Consider the following 24,007-nt stretch of genomic DNA (forward strand, 5'->3'; position numbering starts at 1 on the left):
ATCATGAATCCCAAGGAAAACTATCTGCACGAGTTCTTCAGGATCTTCTTCGCCAACAAGCAGTGGGTGAAGCGCATTTTCCTGATTTTCGCCGTGATCGCCCTGGCGCTGCCACTGATGCTCAAGCAGAGCTTCGATATCACCGCCCAGGTGATTGTGCAGTCGAAAAAACTCTCCCAGGGCGATGCGACCACATCGCTGAACCAGGAAAACGCTACGTTCATTCCACCGTCCCTGGCGGACATGGAAACTGAGAGCAACATCCTGCGCTCGCCGGCCCTGATCCGGCAGACCATCAGCACCCTGCGCGACCGTGGCGAGTACACCCCCAGCCCAGGCATTTTCAACAAATGGGTGAGCGAGCCGTTCAAACGCTACATCACCACGCCACTGCGCGAACTCGTGGTCAACCCGTTGCGTGATGGCTTGGGTCTGGAAGTCGACCCGGTGCGCGACACCGTGCTCGACACGCTTACCGACGACGCCATCGAAAACCTGAAGATCGAAACCCTGCCCGGCTCTAACGTGATCTCCATCACTTACAGCTTCGGCGATCCGGCCGAGGGCACCCGGTTCGTCGCGCAACTGCTGCAAAACTACCTCAGCAGCCGCCAAGACCTGCAGTCGATCGAGCTGCCGCAAACCTTTTATGAACAGAAGAGAACTCAATACCAGACACGCCTCGACGGCCTGGAAGGCAACCGGTTGGCATTGCTGGAGAAAATCGGCTCGGCCGATCCCAAAGAGGAAATTACTTTCCGCCTGAACGCCATCAACACCGAAGAGCAGGCCCTGAACCTGTACCAGGACCGCTTGCTGCAAAGCCAACGCTGGCTCGATTACCTCAAGACCAGCCTGGCATCGGCCAACAGTTCGCGGTTCAACGACTACACGTTCCCATTCACCTTCACCACCACCGTGGACAACATTGCCTTCGAAGACCGGGAAATCAAGCAACTGGGTGAGCAACTGACCGGCCAGGTCAGCCGCTACATGAATGACTTGGCGATCTTCCAGCCCGGCAGCGAACCGATGCTGCTGGCCCGGGAACAGATCGTGCGGACCCGCCAGCAATTCCTGAAAGTAGTGAGCAACCGGATCCAGGAACGTACCACTGACCTGGCGGTGGTCAGCTCAGTGATCGACCAGAAGCAGGAGCGTATCGCCGCCTTCAAGGAGCGCATCCATCAGTTGCAGACAACCCAGACCAAGCTGCAGCAAATGGACACCGAGATCAACGCCCTGCATGCGGCGTTCTCCACCTACGCCCAGCGGTTTGCCGAGGCCAGCACCGCCCGCTCGCTGGACAACGACCTGTCCAACGCCCGGGTGCTGAGCCCACCGTTCGAACCGACCGCCCCGGCCTTCCCGAAACCGGCGCTGATCATTGCCTTCGGCCTGTTCAGTGGACTGCTGCTGGCCATCGCCCTGGTCTATGTGCGTGAGTTCTTCGACCATCGGTTCAAACATCCGGCACAGATCAGCCAGCAACTGGACGTGCCCGTGCTGCTGGTGATCAACGAGCAATCCCCCGACCCGATCAATCCGCATCGCAACTGGAGCCTGCCCAGCCTCGTCCATTGGGTGCGCAATTGAACGCGCCCTTTGCGCCGGCCCACCGCAGCGGCCCCCTGCCGATCATTCATTTGCTCGACAGCGGCGGCTTCTACGGGGCCGAGCGGATGCTGCTCGATCATTGCCTGGCCACGCCTGGGCAGCACCAGGTCGTGTTCCTGGCGGCGCCGCCGACCTTGATCACGCGCTTTCGCCAGGCCGGTGTCGATTGCCTCCAGTGCGGCTCCTGGGGCGAGCTGCTGCAGCATCTGCGTCAACGGCGCAGCGAACAGCCGCTGCTCAACACCCACAATTTCAAGGGGTTGTTGTTCGGCTGGGCCGCCGCCACGCTGTTGCGCCTGCCACTGGTGATTACCCAGCACGGGTTCACGCCGCGCAGTCCCAAGCAGCGCTTTTACACCTGGTTGAGTTTGCAACTGTGTCGCACCGCCTCGGTCAAGCGAGTGGTCTGCGTGGCCGAAAGCATCGCCACGCTGCACCGCGAGGCCAGCGTTCGGGCGGAAAAGCTCGACGTGATTCCCAACGGATTGCCGGCCGTCAGCGCGCCGCTGGCTCACCGCGACGACAGGCAGCGCTGGCGGGTCGGCTATGTGGGCCGCTTGAGCATCGAGAAAGGCCCGGACCTGTTCCTCGACGCCATGATCCCTCTGTGCCAGCGACATCCGTCATTGCACGCAGTGATGCTCGGCGACGGCCCGGAACGTCAGGCCCTGCTCAGGCGCATCACCGACGCCGGCCTGCCCAAACGCATCGAGCTGCCGGGCTATCAGACCGACATGAATACCTGGTGGAGTCGCCTCGACGCCCTGGTGATCAGTTCACGCACCGAAGGCACACCGATGATTCTGCTCGAAGCGATGCAGGCCGGTGTGCCAGTGGTGGCCTTCAGCGTTGGCGGCATTCCCGACGTACTGCAGGACCGCCACAACGGCCTGCTCGCCACACCCGCCGACAGCGCCGAACTGGCCCGACAGATCGAAACGTTGTACAGCGAGCCGCCATTGGCCCGGATTCTTGCTGACAACGCCCGTCGTACCCAACAGGACCGCTATGACCTGCGCACGCTGGCCGAACGCTGGTCACAGCTCTACGTCCGCACGGCACGGGAGGCTCGCTCATGATTGTCCCGCTTTCGATTGTCAGCCTGCTGGCCCTGGTTTGCCTGGCGTTGCTGGCCAGTCCCTATCCGTTCCTGGCGCCCGGCGCCGTGCTGGGTCTGGTGGGTGTCGCCGTGCTGTACCGCAGGCCCGTCTGGGGTTTGCTGGGCATCGCCGCACTGGTGCCGTTCGAAGGGCTGTTCAAGGACAACGCCTTTTCCGGCACCAAGTTCCTCGGCCTGGCGCTGGTGTTGATTCTGATGCTGCAATTGGCCCTGCGTCAGATTCCGGAGACGCGCCTGCGCAGCAATATCTGGCGGCCACTGGTCGGTTTCATGATGCTGTACGGCCTGAGCCTGTTGCTGTCGGAAAACATGGACCTGTCCCTGACGCATTTTCGCGACCTGGGGGTGGGTCTGGTCCTGTTCGTGATAACACTGTTGATTGGCCGCGAACTGAACCTGGACCTGTTCTGCCGAGTGGTGACCCTGAGCGTTGCCACGACCTGCGTGATGGCGATGTTTTCCGCCCGGTACCAGGAACAGGGGCGCGCCTCGGGGCTGCTGGCAGACCCGAACGTCTTTGCTCTGCTGATCGCCTTCACCGTGCCCCTGGCGTTGCTGCTGGTGATGCGCGGCCCGAGCCTGCTACATCGCTTGTTCTGGGGCGGCTGCTTCATCCTGTTACTGGGGGGCATGACCAAGACCGAGTCGCGCTCGGGGCTGGTGGTGTTGATGCTCAGCCTGATGATCGGCCTCTACCACTATCGCGCACAATTGCCACGCGTCCGCCCACGACACCTGGGGTTCGCCATGCTCGGGCTGGCCATTCTGATACCCGTGGCAATCGCCGTGATGCCGGACGGTTACGTGGCACGCATCCAGTCATTGAGCATCCTCAGTAACGGCGCCCGCGCCCACCAGGACGAATCCCTGGGGCGCCGCGCCTCGTACATCGTCGTCGGCAGTCAGATGATCCGGGAGAACCCCGTGCTGGGCTCGGGCCCCGGCACCTTCCCGCTGCATTACGCACCCACCGGCTACGCCAAGGCGTTCTCGGCCAACCGCAAGCTCGGTGACCTGTATCGCCGGGCCCATAACACCTATCTGGAGATCTTCAGCGAAATCGGCATTCCGGGCGGGTTGATGTTCGTCGGCATGCTCGGCCTGGGCCTGTACAACCTGTGGCACGCCCGCCGGCTCTGGCTGGCGCGCCGGGACTGGGCGCAGGCGGACTTGCTGACGCACCTGGGCACGAGCTTCCTGTCGCTGATGCTGTTCCTGATGTTCCTCAGCGCCCCGAACCATAAATTGCTGTGGATCATGCTCGCCCTCACCAGCGTGCTGCGCTACGACGCTGAACAGGCCCCGCCACGAGAGGCTCGCCCATGAGCCGGGTCAGCATCGTGATTCCGATGTACAACGAAGCCCGGCACATCGAGCGCACGCTATTGGCAGCCCGGGAAGCGGCTCGCCAGGCAGCGCTGGAGTGCGAATTGATCGTGGTGGACAACGGCTCCGACGACCATGGCCCGCGCATCGCCAACGAGCTGGGCGCGCGCGTGTTGATCGTGCCCGACGTACACATCGGCGCGCTACGTAATCGCGGTGCCGCTGTTGCCAGCGGCGAGTGGCTGGCGTTCATCGACGCTGACATCGAGATGCCCGCCAACTGGCTCACGTCGCTGCTGGAACTGGAAAGCCGCCAGGGCGATGTGCTGGGACTGGACCTGGACACCCCACGCCAGGCGCCATGGTTTGCCGAAGCCTGGCAACGCCGCAGCCAGCGCCCCGGCGCCCATCGCCTGCATCGAGTGCAGTGGCTGCCCAGTGCCAACCTGTTGATGCGTCGTTCATGGTTCGAACGGGTCGATGGTTTCGATGAAACACTGCGCACCGGCGAGGACAAGGATTTCTCCTTGCGCCTGCGCCAGGCCGGCGCGCAGTTGTTACTGGTCAACGAAAGCGTGGCCCTGCACTGGGGCTATGAAGGCAGTTGGCGCGAGTGGATGAGCAAGGAACTCTGGCGCCAGGGCAGTCACGTGCAACTGCTGCGCAGCCATGGCCCGAGTCTGCGCCTGCTGCGTTTCCCGGCCCTGTCCATCGGCATCTGGGGGCTGGATCTGCTGGCACTGGTCGCGCTGCTACAGGGCCAGCTGGGTCTGGCACTGATGATCCTGCTGGTTTCCTCGTTGCCAACGCTGCTGCTCAGCCTGCGCCAGAGCCGCCGCGATCTGCGCCTGACGCTGCAGCTATGGGCCCTGCATGGCATACGCCTGCACCTCACCGGCGCCGCATTGCTGCTCAACCTGTGTCATTGGAACGCCAGGAGACCTGCCCGTGGCTGAACTCATTTACTGGACTTGTCTGTTGCTGCCGGTGTACGCCTACCTCGGCTATCCGCTGATGTTGAGCCTGCTGGTGCCACTGTTTCCTGTCCGCCACTACGGCCGGGCATTGCCGATGGATGTCAGCATCGTCATCGCCGCTCACAACGAAGCACGGCACATCGAAGACAAACTGCGCACCTTGCTGGCCCAGGATTATCGGGCGCATTCGCTGCGAATCATCCTCGTCAGCGACGGCTCCACCGACGACACCGTGGCCCGCGCGCATCGGGTCGTCGATCCGCGCATCAGCGTGCTCGACCTGCCACGCCAGGGCAAGGCCGCCGCCCTCAATGCCGGCGTGGCCCACAGCAGCGGCGAGATCCTGGTGTTCACCGATGCCGACAACCAATGGTCCTACGACACCCTCCGCCATTTGCTGGCGCCGCTGGGCGATCCGGAAGTCGGCGCCTGCGCCGGCCACATGGAAATCCCGATACCGGGCGCAGGCCTGAGCCTGGGCGACAGTCTGTACCGTCATTACGAAGGCTGGCTGCGCCGGGTGGAAAGTCGCACCGACTGCATGGTCTCGGCCGACGGCGCGCTGTTGGCCTTGCGTCGGGAACTGTTCGAGCCCATACCGGCCCAGGTCAACGACGATTTCTTCCTCAGTACCTGCGCACCGGCAGCCGGCAAGTCCATCGTCTACGTGCCCCAGGCGCGGGTGACCGACCAGGGCGTGGACGAGGCCGACAAGCAGTTTCGTCGGCGCCAGCGAGTCACCGTCGGCGGCCTGCTGAGCCTGGCCCATCGCCGGGCGCTGCTCAACCCGCTGCGTCATGGGCTTTACGCCATCGCACTGATGAGCCACAAACTGATCCGACGCCTGGCCCCCGTGCTACTGCTGCCGCTGTTGCTCAGCAACGCCTGGCTGTGGGACGACCATCTGTTCTATCGCCTGACACTGGCGGGACAACTGTTCGGCTATGCCATGGCGATGATCGGCCTGTTGGACCGGCGTCATCGCTTGCCCCGGCCCTTTCGTCTGGCCGCGTTCGTGCTGGTGACAATGACGGGCATGAGCCTGGGCCTGTGGCAGTTCCTGCGAGGCCAACGCTACAGCCAATGGAACCCCGAGCAGAACCGCTGAGGAGCATGGCCGATGTCGATCAAACAAGTCTTCAAGCGCACCGGCGGCTGGCTGTACCTGAACACGTCCCTGGGACGCGGCCCGCTGCGGGGCGCCGGCGTGATCCTGATGCTGCACCGCGTGCTAAGCAATGATCGCGCCGCCGAACTGCCCCATCGCAACGAACTGTGCGTGGGACCGGAAGCCTTCGAACATCTGTTGATCTGGCTGCAACGATACTTCGAATGCGTGCCGCTGATGTCTCTGCTACTGGCCGATCCCGCCAGCGTACCGGACCGTCCACGGGTCGCCCTGACCTTCGACGATGGCTGGCGCGACAACGCCATGAACGCCTTTCCCCTACTGCGCCAGTATCAGGTGCCGGCGAGTATTTTCCTGTCCACCGATTTCATCGGCAGTCGCCAGCATTTCTGGTGGGAAAGCATCGGCGAAACCTTGTGGGGCAGTCATGGGCAGGTGGCGCGGCATGTGCTGATTGAACACCTGCAGGATGTCGGCCGCCCCTTGCCGGTGATGCTCGATGACCTGGATGACGAACGCCGCAGCCTGTCGCTCATGCATTACCTGCAAAACCTGAAGACCCTCACCCCACGAGAGCTGGACGCCCTTACCCAGGCCTGCCCGCAGGGTGCCCTGCCCCAGGCACTGGACTGGACGCAGGTGCGAATGCTCGAAGACTCCGGCCTGATCCGCTTCGGCCCCCATGGCGCCAGCCACGCGATCCTCACCGGACTGGACGACCAGCGCCTGCACGAAGAACTGTGCCGTAGCCGCATAGCCCTGGAAAACGGGTGTGCCCAGCCATTGCCGGTGTACTGCTATCCCAATGGCGATAACGATGAGCGAGTGCGCCGGCAGGTGGCGGCCCACGGCTTTGCATTCGGCCTGGGCACCGAGACCGGGCTGTATCGCCACGATGGCGATCCGTTGAATCTGCCGCGTTTTGGCGTCAGTCAGCGTAACGCTCATCATCCCGAACTGCTGGCCTGGCGTATCCGTCGAGGGGCTCGCTCATGAGCCGCGGCCATTACCTCAAGCATCTGGCGCTGAGCATGGGCACGCGCCTGGCGATGATCGGCCTGCGCCTGCTGCGCAACGTGTTGTTGGCCCGGATTCTGGGGCCCAGCGAACGCGGGCTGTTCGCCCTGCTCAGTACCCTGCCCGACCTGATCAGCGCAATCACCAGCGGTGGCTTGAATTCCGCCGTGGGCTATCAGGCGGCCCAGCAACGCTCAATAGGACTGCTGCTCAGTCAGGTGCTGGTCTTCGGTTGTCTGCTGGCCGGGTTACTGACATTGCTGGTGGTGGCGCTGGTGCGCGAATTCGGCGGCGAACTGGACATCACCACGCAGTTGGGGCTGCTGGCATGGTTGCTGTTGCTGGCCGTGCCGTTGACCGTTCTGAAAAGCGGTTTGCTGACGTTGCACAACGCATCCGGTGGCGTGGGTGCCTTCAATGCCCTGCGCCTGACGGAATCCCTGGCGCCGCTGGTGCTGTTCTTGGTGTTGTTCTGGATGTGGCAGGACGCTGCCCTGGAAGCAGCCCTGATCAGCTGGCTGACGGGTCTGGGCCTGGTAGTGCTGGCTGGCTGGGTGTGGCTGCGACGGGATCACGACGTGTCGTTGCAATGGGACCGCGCCAGCCAGCACGAACTGTTGCGCTACGGCGCCCGCAGCCACCCGGACCTGCTGTTCCAGCAGGTGGTGTTGCGCTCGGATTTCCTGTTCATCGGCGCCCTGCTGGGCAGCACGGCCCTGGGGCATTACGCAATGGCCAGCGCTGCCGCCGAACTGCTGCTGATCGTGCCGGAAGCGGTGACCACGCCACTGATGAAACGCCTGCTGCAGCAGGACACCGACATGCAGCGCCTGACCCCCTTCGCCCTGCGCCTGACCGCCACCGTCATGCTCGGCGCCTGCCTGGGCATGGCATTGATTGGCCAATGGTTGATCGTCACCCTGTTCGGCGTCGCTTATCAGCCAGCTTATCCAGCCTTGCTGGCATTGCTGCCGGGGCTGTTCGGGCTGTGCTATGCGAGCATCCTGCGCCTGGACCTGCTGGGCAAGGACCGGCCTGGTACGGTTTCGCTGCTGATGGGGTTGGGCGCGGTGTTGAACCTGGCGCTGAACGTGGTGCTGATTCCGCACTATGGCATCGTCGGCGCGGCCGCCGCGTCGTCAATCGCCTACCTGGGCGTGACCTTGGCCCTGCTGGCGATGTACTGCCGCCTCAGCGGAGTAGCGTTGTGGCAGACCTTGCTCATCCTGCCCAGCGATTTGCTGCCGATGCGCCAGATGCTGATGGGGAAATCGGCATGAAATTCTTCGTCGCCTGCCAGTCCGCCATCGCGAGCAGGCTCGCTCCCACAGTGGGCGATGACTGCCCGCTCCCACAGGGGCTGGGCGGAGGTCACAGCACCGGAGAACCACACAGATCCAATGTGGGAGCGAGCCCGCTCGCGATGGGGTCGACACGGTGGTGGACGATCGGCCTCTGGGCCATGGCGCTATCGGCCCAGGGTGGATCCATGGAGTGGACCGGTATCCGCGACGGTAGCCTCTATTTGCAAACCGACCGCCCAACCCAGGTGACCGTCCGCTGGGTACCGGCGTGGCAGGCCGATGCCAACGAAGAACGTCTGTATCTGCTGGACGGCCAGGGCCGCCTGGCGGGCGAGCGACTGATCGAAGCGGCCCAGGAGCGTGGCGAGCAACAGTGGCCGTTGCGGCCGGGCGCCGCCAGTTATCGATTGGAAATCCCTGGCTACAGTTTTCGCCGTTATAACGTTGAACTCGATGGGCGCACACAGGCCCTGTTCGCCCCGGCCAAGGTGCATTTCAGCACCGAAACCCACGATGGCGACGAGCTGTATTTCAAGGTCGCAGCCGGCGAGCAGGCAGTTCTGGCAGGCAAGTTCCACGGGGGCGTTCGTGGGCTGCAAGCCCGCCGCGCCGCAGACGGCAAGCAGCTGCAATTGAACCTCAAGCCGTACCGCGCCTATTGGCAGTTCGACCAGGTGGCACTGCCGATTGCCGATGTCGAACAGGTCTGGCGCCTGCACTTACAAGGCAACGGCAAGGCTGCGTTCTGGCTGGATGGCACCGCCAACCTGTTCGCCCAGAATCCGACGCACTTACAGCCCCTGCGCCAGAGTCCTGGGCAAACCCATCTGATGCTGCACCACGAAGCGCTCGGCCCAACCCCCAAGCTGGGCATGTATCTGCCCTACGTGTTGCCACCGCCGTCCAGCTACCCCTTGCTCAATGCGATCAAACCCCAAGCGGCCAGCTTCTACAGCCTGGTCGATGTCATGGCGGCCAAGGCCAGTCATGAAGACGCATTCCGGCGCCTGTATCAGGATCGCTTCGGCATCGACCGGGACATCACCTTGCTGGCCGGCAGCCAACGTCGGGCCGACCTGCAGGCCGACCGGACCAGTCAGAGCGGCTTGCAAGCCTGGCTCACCGCAACCCGCGCTTTGGGCGGCAAAGGCCTCCATTACCTCAGCTTTGCCGATGAGCCGAACCTCAACTACCCAGACTTCGCCAGCTTCCAGCAAATTTTCCAGAGCATGGCGGCCCAGGTCCGCGCCGACCCCGCCAACGCACGCGCCGGTGTTCGCATCGCCATACCGGCCAGTTCACGCTTCACCAACGGTCCGCTGGCCGAGAACGCTGCCGACAAGCGTGGTCTCGACTGGGCACGACGCTTGCTGGATAAGTACGGCGACCAGGTAGATGCCCTGGCCTGGCACGAATGGATGATCCGCGACCTGCTGGCGACGCGGGCCTATCGCAACAGCGTACGCCAGGCTGCTCGTCTGGTGGGATTGGATAGCCAGGGGCGCCCGCGCAAAGCCTTGCTGTTGGACCAGACCAACATGTCCAGCGGCTCGAGCCTGAGCCCTTATGACCAGGAAACCCATTACGCCGCCCTGTGGTGGACATCCGTGGTCATCAACGCCTCGGCCGACGGCTGGCTGGACATGCTCAACTGGTTCATGCTCGCTGATGAACCCGAGTACCCCAAAGGCATGGTGCGGGTGCTGGACAACCAGCGCTTCGAACTCAAGCCAGTGGGGCTGGCCCAGCAGTTCATTCAGCAGCACTGGCTCGATCAGGTGCTGCGCCTGGATAACGACGCCTTCGAAGTCGACGCCCTGGCCATGGCCACAGGGAAACAACGCAGCCTGCTGGGCGTGAACAAAAGCACACGCGCTCATCAGGTCAGCCTGGACGGCGTTACCTGTTCCCAGGCTAAAGCAGAACTGGCGTATTTCGGCCCCGACAGTCATATCCGCAGCGCCCCGTTCAATTGCGAGGCCGAGCAGATCCGGTTTCTCCTGCCTGCAGAAACCCTGTTCGCCCTGGGCTGGACTGCTTCCGCTCCCCCACCACCGGCCATCCATCAGGAGGCACCATGAGCGTTCTACAGAAATGTCGTCGTCACGTTCAGCAAAAGGGCCTGCGCGCAGTCTTTAAAAAACTGATCAAGCACTACGTGTATTTCCACACTCGGCTGGTGTGGCTGGAGCACGATGTGCGGACCCCGCTTCCTGCGCATAACCTCAAGCCCTACCCACCCATGCGCCTGGAGTTCATCACGGTCAGCAATGCCGATGCCTTTGCCCGGCACTTCGGCGACCGCGTCGAAACCATGCGCGAGCTGGCGGCCGAAGGCTACACCGGCTTGATGTACCTGGATGCTCAGGGCGACACCGTGGGTTTCGCCTGGGCCAGCACAAAAGACTATTTCGACCGCCATTTCTATCGGTGCAACTTTCCGATCAAGCCTGGCGAGTACTTTCAGTTCGGTGGCGAGATGATCCGCGCCTACTGGGGTTCCAATATGTCGGCGGACATGCAGTTGGAGGTATGGAAAGTCATGGCAGGCAAAGGTTGCCAAACGATGGTCGATGTCTGCGACTTGCAAAACATTCCGGCGATCAAGATGCACCTGCGCATGGGCTTTCAGGAGCGCGGCAAGATCACCCACGTGTATCGCCTGTTCGGTCGCTGGCGTTTTTTCCGCGACACGTTCTACCGCGGCTCGGCACTGGACGCCTTTCGTAAACCGGCCCCACCGCTTGCATCGACCGCGCCGGCCTGATGCCCATGGCGCTTCCCCCCATCGCGAGCAAGCTCGCGATGGGATTTACCCAAACCGGCTCCTCGCCAGGAGGCACCATGAACGTTCTGCAAAAACTGCGTGATCGCATTCGGACAAAAGGTCTGCGCGCCGTTCTGAAACAACTATGCAAACACTACGTGTACTTCCACGAACAACTGGTGTGGATGGAACGCGATCTGGTCAGCCCGATACGGCCCAACAACCTCAGGCCCTATGCACCGTTGCGCCGGGAAATCATTACTACCGTTAATGCCGATGCCTTCGCCACGTACTTTGGCGACCGTGTCGAGACCATGCGCGAACTGGCCGCCGAAGGCCACACCGGACTCATGTACCTGGACGACAAGGGCGACACCGTCGCTTTCATCTGGGGCAGTACACGGGACTATTTCGACCGCCATTTCTTTCGCTGCTGGTTCCCGGTCAAACCGGGCGAATTCTTCGAGTTCGGCGGTGAGCTGTACCGCGCTTACTGGGGGACCCGGCTATCGGTGGATATTCAACTGGATCTGTGGAAAGCCATGGCCGAGCGGGGTTGCAACAAAGTGGTCGATGTTTTCGAACTGCGCAACGTTCCCGCCGCCAAGCTGCACCTGCGCATGGACTATCAAGAGCGCGGCCAGATCACTCATATGCATTGTTTGTTCGGCCGCTGGCGGTTTTTCCATGACACGTTCTACACCGGTTCGATCCTGGACTCTTTTCGTAAACCGGCCAAGCCGGTTGCATCCACTGCGGCGGCCTGACTTCCATGACGATCCGGTTCCAATGGTGTCGCTCCCTGGGCGCAGCGGATTTCCCCGCGACAGCTTATGAACAGCTGCGAACCCAGGTGGCCGACGCGACACCGTTCAATACCCTGGCCTGGCTGCAAGCGGCGGAATTCGCCCTATCGCCCGAGCAGCAACTGCATGTGCTGCTGGGCTGGCAGGATCAGACCTTGTGCCTTTGCCTGCCACTGATATCAGGGCTTGAGCGTATCGGCGGGCTGCGGTTCCGGGTGTTGCATCATTTGGGATATCCATTGGCTGACCGCATTGCGGTGCTGGTGCGCCTGGACGCCGAGGGCATGGGCCAGGCGCTGATGCAGATCCGTCAGCACTTACCTCATGCGTTGCTGCAGCTCAATGAAGTGATCGAGCCAGTCGGCGAACAAAGCGTCCTCAGTGCCTGGATGGCGCTGAGTTCCACCGGGGAGCGGCGGCTCAGTTGCCGGGTTCCGGTGCACCTGATCAGCGACAGTGATCATCAGGAAATCTCCGGTGATCCACGCTACAAGTTGCGCCGGGCGCGCAAGCGGATCGCCGCTTGCGGTGCCCAAATCCGTCGAGTGACACCGGATGCCATCAGCATGGGACAGGTGTTGCGGGCAATTGCCAGTGTCGAGGATGCCAGTTGGAAAGGCGAGGAAGGTGTCGGCATCTTCGCTGACGCCATGGGTCGGCAATGGATGAATCATGCTTTCACCGCCCTTGCCGCCCAGGGCCTGGTGCGAGTGGTGATGCTGGAGCTGAACGGCGAGTGCATCAGCTATCGCCTCGGTCTGTTGGATCAAGGCCGGCTGTACGATTACAACCTGGCGTTCCTGCCACAGTACTCGGACTTGGGCAGTGGCCGGGTATTGCTTGAAGAATGGATCCGCTGGGGGCTGGAGGAAAACTGGCGGTGGATCGATGCGTCACGGGTCAGTCTCGATAATTCCAGCCATCAACTGCACGAACGCATGACCGGACAACTGGAGCATTGGCGTTGGAGCTTTTATTCCTGGCAACCCGATGGCCTGATCCTCGGGCTGGCCTTGCGTCTCTGGAAAAGCCTCAAACCCTGGCTTCGTAAACACTCACCCCAAAAAACCAAAGCGACAGGTTCACCTTCCATTCCCAAGGAAAAGGAGATTCCCCATGCCCCGCCAAGTGATCGTCAACGCTGACGACTTCGGACTGTGCGCCAGCGAAAACGCGATAATCGTTCGAGCCTTCCAGGCAGGTCTGGTCAGTTCCGCTACCGTAATGGCCAATACGCCAGGCTTCAAACAGGCCTGTGTCATGTCCCGACAGCCCCGGCTCAAAGGACGCATCGGCCTGCACTTCAATCTCAGCCATGGGTGGCCGTTGAGCGAGGCCATAAAGTCGCGGCGGGCATTTTGCAATGTGCACGGCCAGTTCGATTTCAGCCTGTCCCGCTACTGCCTGCGCCTGGGCTCGAAAGACCTTGCCGCAATCGAGGACGAACTTCAGGCGCAATGGCAACGCTGCCTGGATCACGGCTTGCATCCAAGCCACCTGGACTCCCATCAGCACGTACACAACATCTGGCCCATCGGCGAATTGGTGGCGCGCTTCGCTGTGCGGCAAGAGGTGCCCATTCGCCTGGCGCGCAACCTCGGAGCAAACCTGAATGTACCCAAGCGCATCTTCAAGACCTTACTCAACCGCCGCCTGCGTCGTTTATGCGCAGCGACGGCTGACTATGTGTGCACACCAGCTGACTTGCAATACGCCGCGGCACCGGAACACGGCTTGTTGGAAGTGATCGCGCATCCGACGCAACTGGATGGGGATTTCGGCGATAGCTACCTGCCTCCTGGCTGCTCGTTGACCCAGGTGCTGCATCAGCGCCTGGCGGGGGTACCCAGAGTAGGGTATGGCAGAACTGAACGGTCGTTCGAACTGGTTCAGCTCGAAGATGCGTAGTGACACCTGCATACCCTTGTTATCGGTCGAGCTTTTTCTCTACGTCCGTGACCTTGTCTTGCAGTTTTTCAGCATCCTGCTCATGACTCTTGATCGACTTGGGGGTAATAGCCTTGTCGACCTTGTCAGTGTCCGGATCGGGCCGGCGGATATTCCGCTCCACCACCGGGACCGGCTCACCGCTCGCATCCTTGGCAGGCATGGCCCCCGCCTTTTTATCCGAATGTTGAGTCGTCATGAAATCGCCCTCGCTATCTGTGGTATTGAGTTTTCGAGTAGGCGTGCGACGCAGGAGTTCGATTGGATTGAAAAGCTTCGACCTCTGAGCCAAAAGACCCTCCATCCCGTGGAGGAATCTGCTAAAACGCATCTTCTGTTCCCGGTAGCGAATCGCGTCGATGTCTTTATTTTCCCTTTCTGTTCTTAAACGGCGCTGGCTGGCATTTTCTTTCATGGCCGCGATGCTGATCGGTCTACCGGTGGGCTGCGGTGTGCTGCAGCACAAGGAACGCGAGCTGGTGTTTCGCATCGAACCGGGGACCGCGACCTGGTTCAGTGGCATTCCCAACGGCCTGCAAGAGTTCGATCTCAAGCCCGCGAATTTCAAGGCCGGGGAAAACATCCATGGGTGGTGGTGGCCGGCCACGCGCAAAAACGCCCCAGCGATCCTGTATCTGCACGGGGTGCGCTGGAACCTGACCGGGCAGTTGTTTCGTATCCAGCAGTTGAACGCGATGGGGTTTTCGGTGCTGGCCATCGATTACCGGGGCTTTGGCAAGAGTCATGGCGATCTACCCTCGGAGGCCAGCGTCTACGAAGATGCAAGAATCGCCTGGGAACGCCTTGAAGTGTTGCAACCGGACCCGGCGCTGCGGTTGATCTACGGGCATTCATTGGGTGGTGCCATCGCGGTGGATCTTGCGGCCGAGTTGGGGCAAAAGGCCGTCAGGGAAGGCCGTGTCGTGCCGGCCCGGGGCTTGATCATCGAGTCCACCTTCACCTCGCTGGGTGATGTGGCAACCGCCATGGCGGACACCTCCTTGCCGGTACGCTGGTTGCTGTCGCAGAAGTTCGACTCCATCGACAAGATTCCCGAGATCAACATGCCGTTGCTGGTCGTCCACGGCGCGGCCGACCGTTACGTGCCACCGCGCTTCAGCGAACAACTGTTCAACGCAGCCCGAGAGCCCAAGCGCCTGCTGATGGTGCCGGGGGCCACTCATAACAACAGCATGAGCCTGGCGGGCCGAAGCTATCGCCAGGCACTTGATGCACTGATGATTGCCAAACCGGCGCCCGTGGCGGTACAACCCCGAGCGACCTCAGCCAAGGCTGGCTAGTTCGCTCCCACAGTGCCCGCGCCAGTCGCGAGTCTCAAATCCCCCCCAAATCAACTGTGGGAGCGAGCCTGCTCGCGATGGCGGTGGGTCAGATTGCATGGATGTTGAATGTGCCGCCGTCATCGCGAGCAGGCTCGCTCCCACAGGGTTCTCGCCAGCTGCACGTCTCGCTGGATGAAAAAAAACGGCACCTTTCGATGCCGTTCGTGTTTCGCTGCCAGAGGTTTACTTGCGGGCCGCCTCCCAGGACTTCAGCAGTTCGCTGTAGCTCACCGTTTCGCCTTTTGGCTTCTCGTTCGCCAGTTTCGGCTTCGGTGCGCCCGGCTGGTCGAACCAGTATTGCGCGTCGCGCTCGGGGTTCATTTTCGGGGCGCAGGTAGCTTGGGCCTTGGAGCGTTCCAGACGGGTCATGATCGCGTCCTGATCCTTGGCCAGACCGTCGAGTGCCTGCTGCGGAGTCTTCTCGCCACTGGCCGCTTCGGCGATGTGGCTCCACCACAGTTGCGCCAGACGCGGATAATCCGGCACGTTGGTCCCGGTCGGGGTCCACTGCACACGGGCCGGGCTGCGGTAGAACTCCACAAGGCCACCCAGCTTCGGCGCCAGGTCGGTCATCGCCTGGGAGTTGATGTCCGACTCACGAATCGGCGTCAGACCGACGATGGTTTTCTTCAGCGACACGGTTTTCGAAGTTACGAACTGCGCATACAGCCAGGCAGCGAGGCGCTGCTTCTCAGGCGTGGACTTCATGAAGGTCCAGGAACCCACGTCCTGATACCCCAGCTTCATGCCCTCTTCCCAGTACGGACCGCGCGGCGAAGGTGCCATGCGCCATTTCGGCGTGCCATCGGCATTCATCACCGGCAGGCCCGGCTTGGTCATGTCGGCGGTAAAAGCGGTGTACCAGAAAATCTGCTGGGCGATGTTGCCTTGGGACGGCACCGGGCCGGATTCGGAGAAGGTCATGCCCGCCGCTTCCGGTGGTGCGTATTTCTTCATCCAGTCCACGTACTTGGTCGTCGCGAACACGGCCGCCGGGCCGTTGGTATCGCCGCCGCGGGTCACGCTGGAGCCGACCGGATGGCAGTTTTCGACGCGGATGCCCCACTCGTCCACCGGCAAGCCGTTGGGCAAGCCCTTGTCGCCGCCACCGGCCATGGAGAACCAGGCATCGGTGAAGCGCCAGCCCAGGGACGGGTCTTTCTTGCCGTAGTCCATGTGGCCGTAGACACGCTTGCCGTCGATTTCCTTGACGTCTTCGGAGAAGAACTTGGCAATGTCTTCATAAGCTGACCAGTTCACCGGTACGCCCAGCTCGTAGCCGTATATTTCCTTGAACTTGGCTTTCAGGTCCGGCCGCTCGAACCAGTCGGCGCGGAACCAGTACAGGTTGGCGAATTGCTGGTCGGGCAGTTGATAAAGCTTGCCGTCCGGCGCGGTGGTGAACGAGGTCCCGATGAAATCCTTCAGGTCCAGGGTCGGCGAGGTGAAGTTCTTGCCTTCGTTGGCCATCATGTCGGTGATCGCTTCGGTCTTGCCGTAGCGAAAGTGCGTACCGATCAGGTCCGAGTCGTTGACCCAGCCATCGTAGATGTTCTTGTCCGACTGCATCTGGGTCTGCAGCTTCTCCACCACGTCGCCTTCCTGCAGCAGGTCGTGGGTCAGCTGGATCCCGGTGATCTCGCTGAAGGCCTTGGCCAGTACCTTGGATTCATACTCGTGGGTGGCGATGGTTTCCGACACCACGTTGATCTTCATGCCACGAAACGGCTCGGACGCCTTGATGAACCACTTGAGCTCTTCAAGTTGTTGCTCGGCTGTCAGGGTTGACGGCTTGAATTCGCTGCCGATCCATTTTTTTGCGGCGTCTTCATAGGCGTCGGCCCAGGCCGCAGCACTCAGCCCGCTGAGTGCCAGCATGGCTGCCAATGAAACGCTATGTCGCAGCTTATTGTTTTTATCGAACATAGAGACCTCCTGTTTGGGTTTAAGAGCCACTTCAGCCCCACCGCATCACTGCCAACAGCCACACCAAAGACAACGCGAACGCTATCCAGATGCTCCAGTCGGTCGCGCCGATCACCATCAGGTGCAGGTAGGCGCTACCGAGAAGACCGATAAACAACCGATCGCCACGGGTGGTGGCAATCGGCAGGAAACCACGCCGGGGTACACTCGGCGAACGCATTTCCCACGTGGTCATGCCTGCCAGCAGCAAGGCAATGACACCAAAGAAGGCCGCCGTGGGGACGGTCCAGTTCATCCATTCCATCATCGACTCCTCAGACCCGGCCCAGGGCAAAGCCCTTGGCCACGTGGTTGCGAACGAACCAGATCACCAACATGCCCGGCAGGATGGTCAACACCCCCGCCGCCGCCAGCACGCCCCAGTCAATACCGGAGGCCGACACCGTGCGGGTCATCACCGCCGCGATGGGCTTGGCATTCACCGAAGTCAGCGTACGGGCCAGCAACAGTTCGACCCAGGAAAACATGAAGCAGAAGAACGCCGTGACGCCGATGCCGGAGCCGATCAACGGAATGAAGATCTTGGCGAAGAACTTGGGGAAACTGTAGCCGTCAATGTAGGCCGTCTCGTCAATTTCTTTCGGCACCCCGGACATGAAGCCTTCGAGGATCCATACCGCCAGCGGCACGTTGAACAGGCAATGGGCCAGGGCCACCGCAATGTGGGTGTCGAACAGGCCGATGGACGAATACAGCTGGAAGAACGGCAACAGGAACACCGCCGGTGGCGCCATGCGGTTGGTGAGCAGCCAGAAAAACAGGTGCTTGTCCCCCAGAAACCGGTAGCGCGAGAACGCATAGGCGGCCGGCAACGCCACGCTCAGGGAGATCACCGTGTTCAGGCTCACGTAGTAGAGCGAGTTCAGATAACCGGTGTACCAGCTCGGGTCGGTGAAGATCACCTTGTAGTTATGGAACGTGAAGTCCTGCGGCCAGAGGGTCAGGCTGCCGAGGATCTCGGTGTTGCTCTTGAACGACATGTTCAGCAGCCAGTAAATGGGCACCAGCAGGAACAGGATGTAGATCAGCAGTGCAATCAGCTTTCTCTTGTTCATGGAGCGGGCCTCAACGGTTGGCGTCGGAGTGAGTCATGGCGGTATAGAACAGCCACGACACCAACAGAATGATCAGGAAGTAGACCAGGGAAAACGCCGCCGCCGGGCCCAGGTCGAATTGGCCGATGGCCATTTGCGTCAAGGTCTGGCTGAGGAACGTGGTGGCGTTGCCCGGCCCGCCGCCAGTCAGCACGAAGGGCTCGGTGTAGATCATGAAGCTGTCCATGAAGCGCAGCATCACCGCGATCAGCAGCACGCTCTTCATCTTCGGCAACTGGATGTGCCGGAAGACCGCCCAGTTGGACGCCCGGTCGATCCGTGCGGCCTGGTAATACACGTCCGGAATCGCCCGCAACCCCGAATAGCACAGCAGCGCCACCAACGAGGTCCAGTGCCACACGTCCATCACCAGCACCGTGACCCAGGCGTCCATGGTGTTGGCCGCGTAGTTGTAGTTGATGCCCAGGTTATTGAGAGCGGAGCCCAGCAGACCGATGTCGGCCCGGCCGAAGATCTGCCAGATGGTGCCGACCACGTTCCACGGGATCAGCAACGGAATCGCCAGGATGATCAACACCAGCGAAGACCATTTGCCCTTGGTCGGCATCGTCAATGCGATGGCGATGCCCAGGGGAATTTCGATCAACAACACGCACGCCGAATAGATGAACTGGCGCAGCAGCGAGTCGTGCAGCCGAGGATCCATCAGCACCTGCTTGTACCAGTCGGCGCCGACGAAGTAGCGACTGGACTGGTCGAAGATGTCCTGCACCGAATAGTTGACCACGGTCATCATCGGGATCACGGCACTGAACGCCACCAGCAGGAACACCGGCAACACCAGCCACCAGGCCTTGTTGTTCTGCACCTTGTTCATGGCTGCACCTCGCTCATCGGTTCCAGCAGGTATTCATCGGCATAGACCATCAGCCATTGCGCCGGGAAACTGATGTACGCCGTGCCTTCCGGCACCGGTTTGTCTTCGGCCAGGCGCACTTTCAGCGGCGCGCCATCGAGGTTGAGGGTCAGGATCTTGTAGGTGCCGAGGTCTTCGACATGGACCACCTCGGCGCGCATGGCGTCGTCGTAGGGTCCGTCCCAGACATGGACGAATTCCGGGCGGATGCCGACTTTCAGGAATTTGCCTTGCGCCTCGGCGACACGTTGCTGCAGGGTGTCGGAGAGCGGCAAGTGGGTCGACGCGAACCCGACGCCACCGGGCTGCGCCGTGACGTCGATCAGGTTCATCCCCGGACTGCCTATGAAATAGCCGACAAAGGTATGGCCGGGACGCTCGAACAACTCCCGAGGCGTGCCGAACTGCACGATCTGGCCGCCGTACATCACCGCGATCTTGTCGGCGAAGGTGGACGCCTCCAACTGATCGTGGGTGACGTAGACCATGGTGATGTTGAACTGCTCATGGATCTGCTTGAGCTTGCGCCGCAGCTTCCATTTCAGGTGCGGGTCGATCACCGTCAATGGTTCATCGAACAGGATCGCCGATACGTCGTCGCGCACCAGTCCGCGGCCCATGGAAACCTTCTGTTTCTCGTCGGCGGTGAGGTTGCGGGCCTTCTTGTTCAGCAGATTCTGCAGGTCGAGGACTTCGGCGATTTCCTGCACCTTGGTGTGGACTTTCGGCTCGGCCATGCCTTGGTTGCGCAGCGGGAACGCCAGGTTGTCGAACACCGTCATGGTGTCGTACACCACCGGGAACTGGAAGACCTGGGCGATGTTGCGACGCTCAGGGCTCAGGTCGTTGACGACTTTGCCATCGAATTTCACCTGGCCCTCGGAGGGGCTGAGCAGTCCGGAAATGATGTTGAGCAAGGTGGATTTACCGCAACCCGATGGCCCCAGCAACGCATAGGCGCCGCCCTGCTCCCAGATGTGGTTCATCTCGCGGATCGCGTAGTCCTCGGGGCCCGCCGGGGTGCTGGTGTAGCTGTGGGCGAGGTTCTGCAAATGTATTTCAGCCATCAGGCAACCCTCGCAATACGCTGGCCCGGAGCCTGGACTAACTTGCCCTGGGCGTCGAAGACAAACAGTTTGTGGGTCGGGATGTAGATGCGGATCGGCGCGTCCACGTCGTACTCGTGCACGCCGGGCAGGTGCAGCACTAACAGGAAGTGCTCGTTGCGCACATGCAGGAAGGTTTCCGAGCCACTGATCTCGGCCACCTCGACGGTCACCGCCAGTTCCAGGTCGTCGTCGTTGCTCGGCACCAGGGAAATGTGGCTAGGGCGCACGCCGAAGCGGAACTCGCCCTCGCCCACCGGACGCAGGTCGACGTTCAGCGGGAAGTGCACAAAATTGGCGAAGCTCACTTCATTGCCGGCAATGCGACCCGGCATGAGGTTGATCGGCGGTTCGGAGAACAGCTCGGCGGCCAGTACGCTTTGTGGTTGGTGATAGACCGAGGACGACTTGCCGCTCTGGATCACCCGCCCTTCGTGGAGAATCGTGGTCGTGCCCCCCAGGGCCAACGCTTCGTTGGGCTCGGTGGTGGCGTAGACGGCGATGGTGTGGCGGGCCTGGAACAGTTCGCGCATCTCCTGGCGAAGCTCTTCGCGCAGCTTGTAGTCCAGGTTCACCAGGGGCTCGTCGAACAGGATCAGTTCGGCGTCCTTGACCAACGCGCGGGCCATGGCGGTGCGCTGCTGCTGGCCGCCGGACAACTCCAGCGGATGGCGCTTGAGAAACTTCTCGATGCGCAGCATCCTGGCGGTTTCCAGCACCTTCGCCTGGATCACTTCATCGGACACACCGGCCTGGCGCAGGGGCGAAGCGATGTTTTCGAAAACGGTCATGGTCGGGTAGTTGATGAACTGCTGATAAACCATCGACACATTGCGCAAGCGCACCGGGCGGTTGGTCACGTCGACGCCGTTCATCAGGATGCGACCGCTGTCGGGCTTGTCCAGGCCAGCCATCAAGCGCATGAGGCTGGTCTTGCCGGACAGCGTACGGCCCAACAGAACGTTGAAGGATCCGGGTTCGAAATTCAGGTTGGCATCGTCGATCCAGGTCTGGCCCTCGACGGTGCGACAGATGTGCTCAAGCGTTAATGACATGGCTCGGCCTTTTTTATTTTTGGAGTCAAGCGACTGGAGTTTAAAAGCGAAAGCCGTGCCAGAAATCGCAAGTCCTTGATCTGACTATGTTTGCTTGAAATTTTTCAGAAAAAAGTGTTCGTTGATGAACGAAAGTGAACAATTCAGGTTGAACAACTGAACAGTCCGAGCGTTGACAATGAACAAATCTGAACAACACTGAAGGAATGCTATAACCGGGCCGGACGCGGATCTCCTGTGGTAGCGGGCTTGCTCGCTACCACAAATGGATGTGTATTAAGTGTCATCCAGACCTGCCCCAGCACAAGGAGGATGTGCGAGACTCAGCCCAACAATAAAAACAGCTCCTGCGAGAGTGCCCATGGCCGCACCTGCCCCAGCCTTGTCCCATGACGCCATCATCCAGGCCTCCTGGTCCCGTTGCCGCGCCTTTGGCCTTGACCATCAGAGCGTGCCCTCCTTCGAACCGCTGCCCGCCGAAGGCGTCGCCCAGTTACTGGAGAGCCAGCATTCACTGGTGCAGACCACCCACCAGGAAGTCCTGCCGTATTACGAGAACATCCTGAGCAATTCCAATTGCCTGATCATGCTGGCCGACAACCAGGGCCAGGTGCTCACCTCGTGGGGGACCCAGCGCTTCATCGAGCCGAAACTGGCCCACGGCTTCAGCGCCGGGGCGAGCTGGATGGAACGCTGCACCGGCACCAACGCCATCGGCACGGCGTTGGCCTGTGAACAGGCAGTACACATCGAGCACGATGAACATTTTCTCAAGGCCAACCGCTTCATGACCGGCTCCGCCGCCCCGATCTTCGACGCCGAGCGCAAGGTCATCGCCGTACTGGATGTCTCCAGTGACAGCTACCTGCCACCCTCCCACACGCTGGGCATGGTCAAGATGATGAGCCAGACCGTGGAGAACCGGTTGATCCTCAACCTGTTTCGCGGTGAACACTTCCAGCTGACCTTCAATACCGGATTGAACAACCTCGACAGCCAGTGGGCCGGACTGTTGATCTTCGATGAAACCGGCCAGGTATTGTCCGCCAATCGCCGGGCCGACAATCTGTTGGGCCTGAGCCTGTCGCGGGTCAGCATCGAAAGCCTGTTCAAGGTTTCGTTACTGGACCTTTTGAACCAACCCGATGGCTTGCCGTTCTCGTTGCAAGCAGCAGGACGCAACCGCTTCCAGTGCATGCTCAAGCGCCCCAGCCAGGTGTCGATCAAGCCTCGCGTGTTTGCCGAGCCGACACCCGCGCCAGCGCCGCCCCCCGCCAGTAGCGCCATTAGCCTCGATACCCTGCACTTCGGCGACAGCCGCGTGGAAAAAGCGGTACGCCAGGCCGAGCGTTTGCTGGAGAAAGACATCCCGCTGCTGATCCACGGCGAGACCGGCGTCGGCAAGGAGGTGTTCGTCAAAGCCTTGCACCAGGCCAGTTCCCGCTGCAAACAACCGTTCATTGCCGTGAACTGCGCGGCGATCCCCGCCGAGCTGGTGGAGTCGGAATTGTTCGGTTACGAAAAAGGCGCCTTTACCGGGGCCAACCAGAAAGGCAGCATCGGCCTGATCCGCAAAGCCGACCGCGGCACGCTGTTCCTCGACGAAATCGGCGACATGCCACTGCCAACCCAGGCCCGCCTGCTACGGGTACTGCAAGAGCGTTGCGTTCAACCGGTGGGCAGCGCCGAGCTGTTCCCGGTGGACATCCGCATCATCTCCGCCACCAACCGCTCGCTGCGCGAACAGGTGCAACTGGGGCGCTTCCGCGAAGACCTCTACTACCGCATCGGCGGCCTGACCCTGGAACTGCCCCCCCTGCGCGAACGCAGCGACAAACAAACGCTGTTCAAACGGATCTGGGAACACCACCGCGAGCCCACCCAATGGGCCGGCTTGAGCCGCGAAGTCCTGGAACTGTTCGAGCGCCATCCCTGGCCGGGCAACCTGCGGCAGGTCAGCAGCGTGCTGCAAGTGGCGCTTGCCATGGCCGAGGAACAGCCCATCCGCCCGGAACACCTGCCGGATGACTTCTTCGTGGACCTGGAAATGGAACCGGTGGAAGCACCGGAGCCGCTGATGGTGGACTTGAACGATGCGGAGGATTTGAACAGACAGCTGCAAGCAGTGGGCGGCAATATCTCCCATCTGGCGCGACGGCTGGGGGTCAGCCGCAACACGTTATACAAGCGTCTGAGGCAATTGGAAAACTGATAAGCCAGCAGCCTGCGCGGAGGCTCAGGCTTTGTACGAATGCATACCTTTAGAACATCTTTGCTTGTTTTGAAGATTAATACGCTGTCAAATCCACACCGTTCTTCAAATGGCTGAGTTTGTCACGACACGGTGACAAAAACCCTGCATCGGCCAGCACTCGCCAGCTTGACACTCAAACTTCAGGATGGAACTATCAGGGCAACTTCACGCTTAAGCTTCACCAGGGATTGCAATAAAAACAACAAGGAGATCAAGCTTATGTCGTTCTATTCTTTCTTGAAACGTCCCTCAGCCCTTCACAGGCGCGTCCTTCTTCTCGCC

The 24,007-nt window shown here is 61.2% G+C and carries 21 protein-coding genes; 14 read left to right on the top strand and 7 right to left on the bottom strand.

The window, feature by feature from the left end; translation table 11 throughout:
* The first annotated feature begins 3 nt into the window (after positions 1 to 3).
* The 12 genes from LCU97_RS00285 (at position 4) to LCU97_RS00340 (ending at position 13,971) form a co-directional block, all read left to right on the top strand.
* Positions 4 to 1,596 (top strand): GumC family protein, encoded by a 1,593-nt coding sequence (locus tag LCU97_RS00285; RefSeq protein ID WP_232775274.1) that lies wholly within the window; start codon positions 4 to 6, stop codon positions 1,594 to 1,596.
* Entirely contained in the window at positions 1,593 to 2,696 is a 1,104-nt protein-coding gene (locus tag LCU97_RS00290; protein ID WP_053158885.1) for a glycosyltransferase family 4 protein, read from the top strand. Before LCU97_RS00285 ends, LCU97_RS00290 begins: the two co-directional genes overlap by 4 nt.
* Entirely contained in the window at positions 2,693 to 4,063 is a 1,371-nt protein-coding gene (locus tag LCU97_RS00295; protein WP_232775275.1) for an O-antigen ligase family protein, read from the top strand. Before LCU97_RS00290 ends, LCU97_RS00295 begins: the two co-directional genes overlap by 4 nt.
* On the top strand, positions 4,060 to 5,019 hold the full coding sequence (locus LCU97_RS00300; protein ID WP_232775276.1) for a glycosyltransferase: 960 nt from the start codon (positions 4,060 to 4,062) through the stop codon (positions 5,017 to 5,019). The genes LCU97_RS00295 and LCU97_RS00300 overlap by 4 nt, the downstream gene beginning before the upstream one ends.
* A complete protein-coding gene (locus tag LCU97_RS00305; RefSeq protein ID WP_232775277.1) occupies positions 5,012 to 6,148 on the top strand; it encodes a glycosyltransferase family 2 protein in 1,137 nt (378 codons plus the stop codon). Before LCU97_RS00300 ends, LCU97_RS00305 begins: the two co-directional genes overlap by 8 nt.
* A gap of 12 nt (positions 6,149 to 6,160) precedes the next feature.
* On the top strand, positions 6,161 to 7,165 hold the full coding sequence (locus tag LCU97_RS00310; protein WP_232775278.1) for a polysaccharide deacetylase family protein: 1,005 nt from the start codon (positions 6,161 to 6,163) through the stop codon (positions 7,163 to 7,165).
* Positions 7,162 to 8,466, top strand: a complete 1,305-nt coding sequence (locus LCU97_RS00315; protein ID WP_053158418.1) for an oligosaccharide flippase family protein — start codon at positions 7,162 to 7,164, stop codon at positions 8,464 to 8,466. The genes LCU97_RS00310 and LCU97_RS00315 overlap by 4 nt, the downstream gene beginning before the upstream one ends.
* 143 nt (positions 8,467 to 8,609) lie before the next feature.
* Positions 8,610 to 10,571: a hypothetical protein gene (locus LCU97_RS00320; RefSeq protein ID WP_232775279.1), complete on the top strand. Its 1,962-nt coding sequence runs from the start codon at positions 8,610 to 8,612 to the stop codon at positions 10,569 to 10,571.
* Positions 10,568 to 11,257, top strand: coding sequence for a GNAT family N-acetyltransferase (locus LCU97_RS00325; RefSeq protein ID WP_053158421.1), 690 nt, complete (start codon positions 10,568 to 10,570; stop codon positions 11,255 to 11,257). Before LCU97_RS00320 ends, LCU97_RS00325 begins: the two co-directional genes overlap by 4 nt.
* Before the next feature lie 77 nt (positions 11,258 to 11,334).
* Entirely contained in the window at positions 11,335 to 12,024 is a 690-nt protein-coding gene (locus LCU97_RS00330; protein ID WP_232775280.1) for an N-acetyltransferase, read from the top strand.
* 5 nt (positions 12,025 to 12,029) lie between these two features.
* Positions 12,030 to 13,208 carry a GNAT family N-acetyltransferase gene (locus tag LCU97_RS00335; protein ID WP_053158437.1) on the top strand — a complete coding sequence of 393 codons (1,179 nt, stop codon included), beginning with the start codon at positions 12,030 to 12,032 and terminating at the stop codon, positions 13,206 to 13,208.
* Positions 13,180 to 13,971 (top strand): ChbG/HpnK family deacetylase, encoded by a 792-nt coding sequence (locus LCU97_RS00340; protein ID WP_232775281.1) that lies wholly within the window; start codon positions 13,180 to 13,182, stop codon positions 13,969 to 13,971. Before LCU97_RS00335 ends, LCU97_RS00340 begins: the two co-directional genes overlap by 29 nt.
* Positions 13,972 to 13,990: 19 nt before the next feature.
* Here LCU97_RS00340 and LCU97_RS26660 read toward each other — a convergent pair whose 3' ends face one another.
* Positions 13,991 to 14,425, bottom strand: coding sequence for a hypothetical protein (locus LCU97_RS26660; RefSeq protein WP_332875332.1), 435 nt, complete (start codon positions 14,423 to 14,425; stop codon positions 13,991 to 13,993).
* On the opposite strand from LCU97_RS26660, the gene LCU97_RS00350 reads away from it, so the two are divergent.
* Positions 14,370 to 15,311 carry an alpha/beta hydrolase gene (locus LCU97_RS00350; RefSeq protein WP_232775282.1) on the top strand — a complete coding sequence of 314 codons (942 nt, stop codon included), beginning with the start codon at positions 14,370 to 14,372 and terminating at the stop codon, positions 15,309 to 15,311. The two genes, LCU97_RS26660 and LCU97_RS00350, sit on opposite strands and share 56 nt — an antisense overlap.
* 225 nt (positions 15,312 to 15,536) lie before the next feature.
* Here LCU97_RS00350 and LCU97_RS00355 read toward each other — a convergent pair whose 3' ends face one another.
* From LCU97_RS00355 to LCU97_RS00380, 6 genes are read right to left on the bottom strand one after another with little or no spacing between them, the layout of a single operon-like run.
* On the bottom strand, positions 15,537 to 17,279 hold the full coding sequence (locus LCU97_RS00355; RefSeq protein ID WP_053158447.1) for an ABC transporter substrate-binding protein: 1,743 nt from the start codon (positions 17,277 to 17,279) through the stop codon (positions 15,537 to 15,539).
* Positions 17,280 to 17,310: 31 nt separating this feature from the next.
* Positions 17,311 to 17,583, bottom strand: a complete 273-nt coding sequence (locus tag LCU97_RS00360) for a DUF2160 domain-containing protein (RefSeq protein WP_053158450.1) — start codon at positions 17,581 to 17,583, stop codon at positions 17,311 to 17,313.
* 10 nt (positions 17,584 to 17,593) lie between these two features.
* Complete coding sequence (locus LCU97_RS00365; protein WP_053158453.1) at positions 17,594 to 18,394, bottom strand: carbohydrate ABC transporter permease; 801 nt, start codon at positions 18,392 to 18,394, stop codon at positions 17,594 to 17,596.
* Between the two features lie 10 nt (positions 18,395 to 18,404).
* Complete coding sequence (locus LCU97_RS00370) at positions 18,405 to 19,271, bottom strand: carbohydrate ABC transporter permease (RefSeq protein WP_053158456.1); 867 nt, start codon at positions 19,269 to 19,271, stop codon at positions 18,405 to 18,407.
* A complete protein-coding gene (locus tag LCU97_RS00375; protein WP_232775283.1) occupies positions 19,268 to 20,377 on the bottom strand; it encodes an ABC transporter ATP-binding protein in 1,110 nt (369 codons plus the stop codon). The genes LCU97_RS00370 and LCU97_RS00375 overlap by 4 nt, the downstream gene beginning before the upstream one ends.
* Complete coding sequence (locus LCU97_RS00380) at positions 20,377 to 21,471, bottom strand: ABC transporter ATP-binding protein (protein ID WP_053158462.1); 1,095 nt, start codon at positions 21,469 to 21,471, stop codon at positions 20,377 to 20,379. Before LCU97_RS00380 ends, LCU97_RS00375 begins: the two co-directional genes overlap by 1 nt.
* A gap of 361 nt (positions 21,472 to 21,832) precedes the next feature.
* Between LCU97_RS00380 and LCU97_RS00385 the strand changes: the two genes are divergently transcribed.
* Positions 21,833 to 23,683 (top strand): sigma-54-dependent Fis family transcriptional regulator, encoded by a 1,851-nt coding sequence (locus LCU97_RS00385; RefSeq protein ID WP_232775284.1) that lies wholly within the window; start codon positions 21,833 to 21,835, stop codon positions 23,681 to 23,683.
* Positions 23,684 to 24,007 lie beyond the last annotated feature (324 nt).

This window comes from Pseudomonas uvaldensis (genome assembly GCF_021271205.1).
Lineage (GTDB): Bacteria > Pseudomonadota > Gammaproteobacteria > Pseudomonadales > Pseudomonadaceae > Aquipseudomonas > Aquipseudomonas uvaldensis.

Excerpts from the sequence above, each read along its gene's own strand:
- LCU97_RS00320 (WP_232775279.1), top strand. The coding sequence starts at position 8,610 with ATGGGGTCGACACGGTGGTGGACGATCGGCCTCTGGGCCATGGCGCTA.
- LCU97_RS00385 (WP_232775284.1), top strand. The coding sequence starts at position 21,833 with ATGGCCGCACCTGCCCCAGCCTTGTCCCATGACGCCATCATCCAGGCC.
- LCU97_RS00335 (WP_053158437.1), top strand. The coding sequence starts at position 12,030 with ATGACGATCCGGTTCCAATGGTGTCGCTCCCTGGGCGCAGCGGATTTC.
- LCU97_RS00315 (WP_053158418.1), top strand. The coding sequence starts at position 7,162 with ATGAGCCGCGGCCATTACCTCAAGCATCTGGCGCTGAGCATGGGCACG.
- LCU97_RS00365 (WP_053158453.1), bottom strand. The coding sequence starts at position 18,394 with ATGAACAAGAGAAAGCTGATTGCACTGCTGATCTACATCCTGTTCCTG.
- LCU97_RS00325 (WP_053158421.1), top strand. The coding sequence starts at position 10,568 with ATGAGCGTTCTACAGAAATGTCGTCGTCACGTTCAGCAAAAGGGCCTG.
- LCU97_RS00310 (WP_232775278.1), top strand. The coding sequence starts at position 6,161 with ATGTCGATCAAACAAGTCTTCAAGCGCACCGGCGGCTGGCTGTACCTG.
- LCU97_RS00380 (WP_053158462.1), bottom strand. The coding sequence starts at position 21,471 with ATGTCATTAACGCTTGAGCACATCTGTCGCACCGTCGAGGGCCAGACC.
- LCU97_RS00370 (WP_053158456.1), bottom strand. The coding sequence starts at position 19,271 with ATGAACAAGGTGCAGAACAACAAGGCCTGGTGGCTGGTGTTGCCGGTG.
- LCU97_RS00295 (WP_232775275.1), top strand. The coding sequence starts at position 2,693 with ATGATTGTCCCGCTTTCGATTGTCAGCCTGCTGGCCCTGGTTTGCCTG.
- LCU97_RS00350 (WP_232775282.1), top strand. The coding sequence starts at position 14,370 with ATGTCTTTATTTTCCCTTTCTGTTCTTAAACGGCGCTGGCTGGCATTT.
- LCU97_RS00285 (WP_232775274.1), top strand. The coding sequence starts at position 4 with ATGAATCCCAAGGAAAACTATCTGCACGAGTTCTTCAGGATCTTCTTC.
- LCU97_RS00360 (WP_053158450.1), bottom strand. The coding sequence starts at position 17,583 with ATGGAATGGATGAACTGGACCGTCCCCACGGCGGCCTTCTTTGGTGTC.
- LCU97_RS00375 (WP_232775283.1), bottom strand. The coding sequence starts at position 20,377 with ATGGCTGAAATACATTTGCAGAACCTCGCCCACAGCTACACCAGCACC.
- LCU97_RS00355 (WP_053158447.1), bottom strand. The coding sequence starts at position 17,279 with ATGTTCGATAAAAACAATAAGCTGCGACATAGCGTTTCATTGGCAGCC.
- LCU97_RS00330 (WP_232775280.1), top strand. The coding sequence starts at position 11,335 with ATGAACGTTCTGCAAAAACTGCGTGATCGCATTCGGACAAAAGGTCTG.
- LCU97_RS00300 (WP_232775276.1), top strand. The coding sequence starts at position 4,060 with ATGAGCCGGGTCAGCATCGTGATTCCGATGTACAACGAAGCCCGGCAC.
- LCU97_RS26660 (WP_332875332.1), bottom strand. The coding sequence starts at position 14,425 with ATGAAAGAAAATGCCAGCCAGCGCCGTTTAAGAACAGAAAGGGAAAAT.
- LCU97_RS00340 (WP_232775281.1), top strand. The coding sequence starts at position 13,180 with ATGCCCCGCCAAGTGATCGTCAACGCTGACGACTTCGGACTGTGCGCC.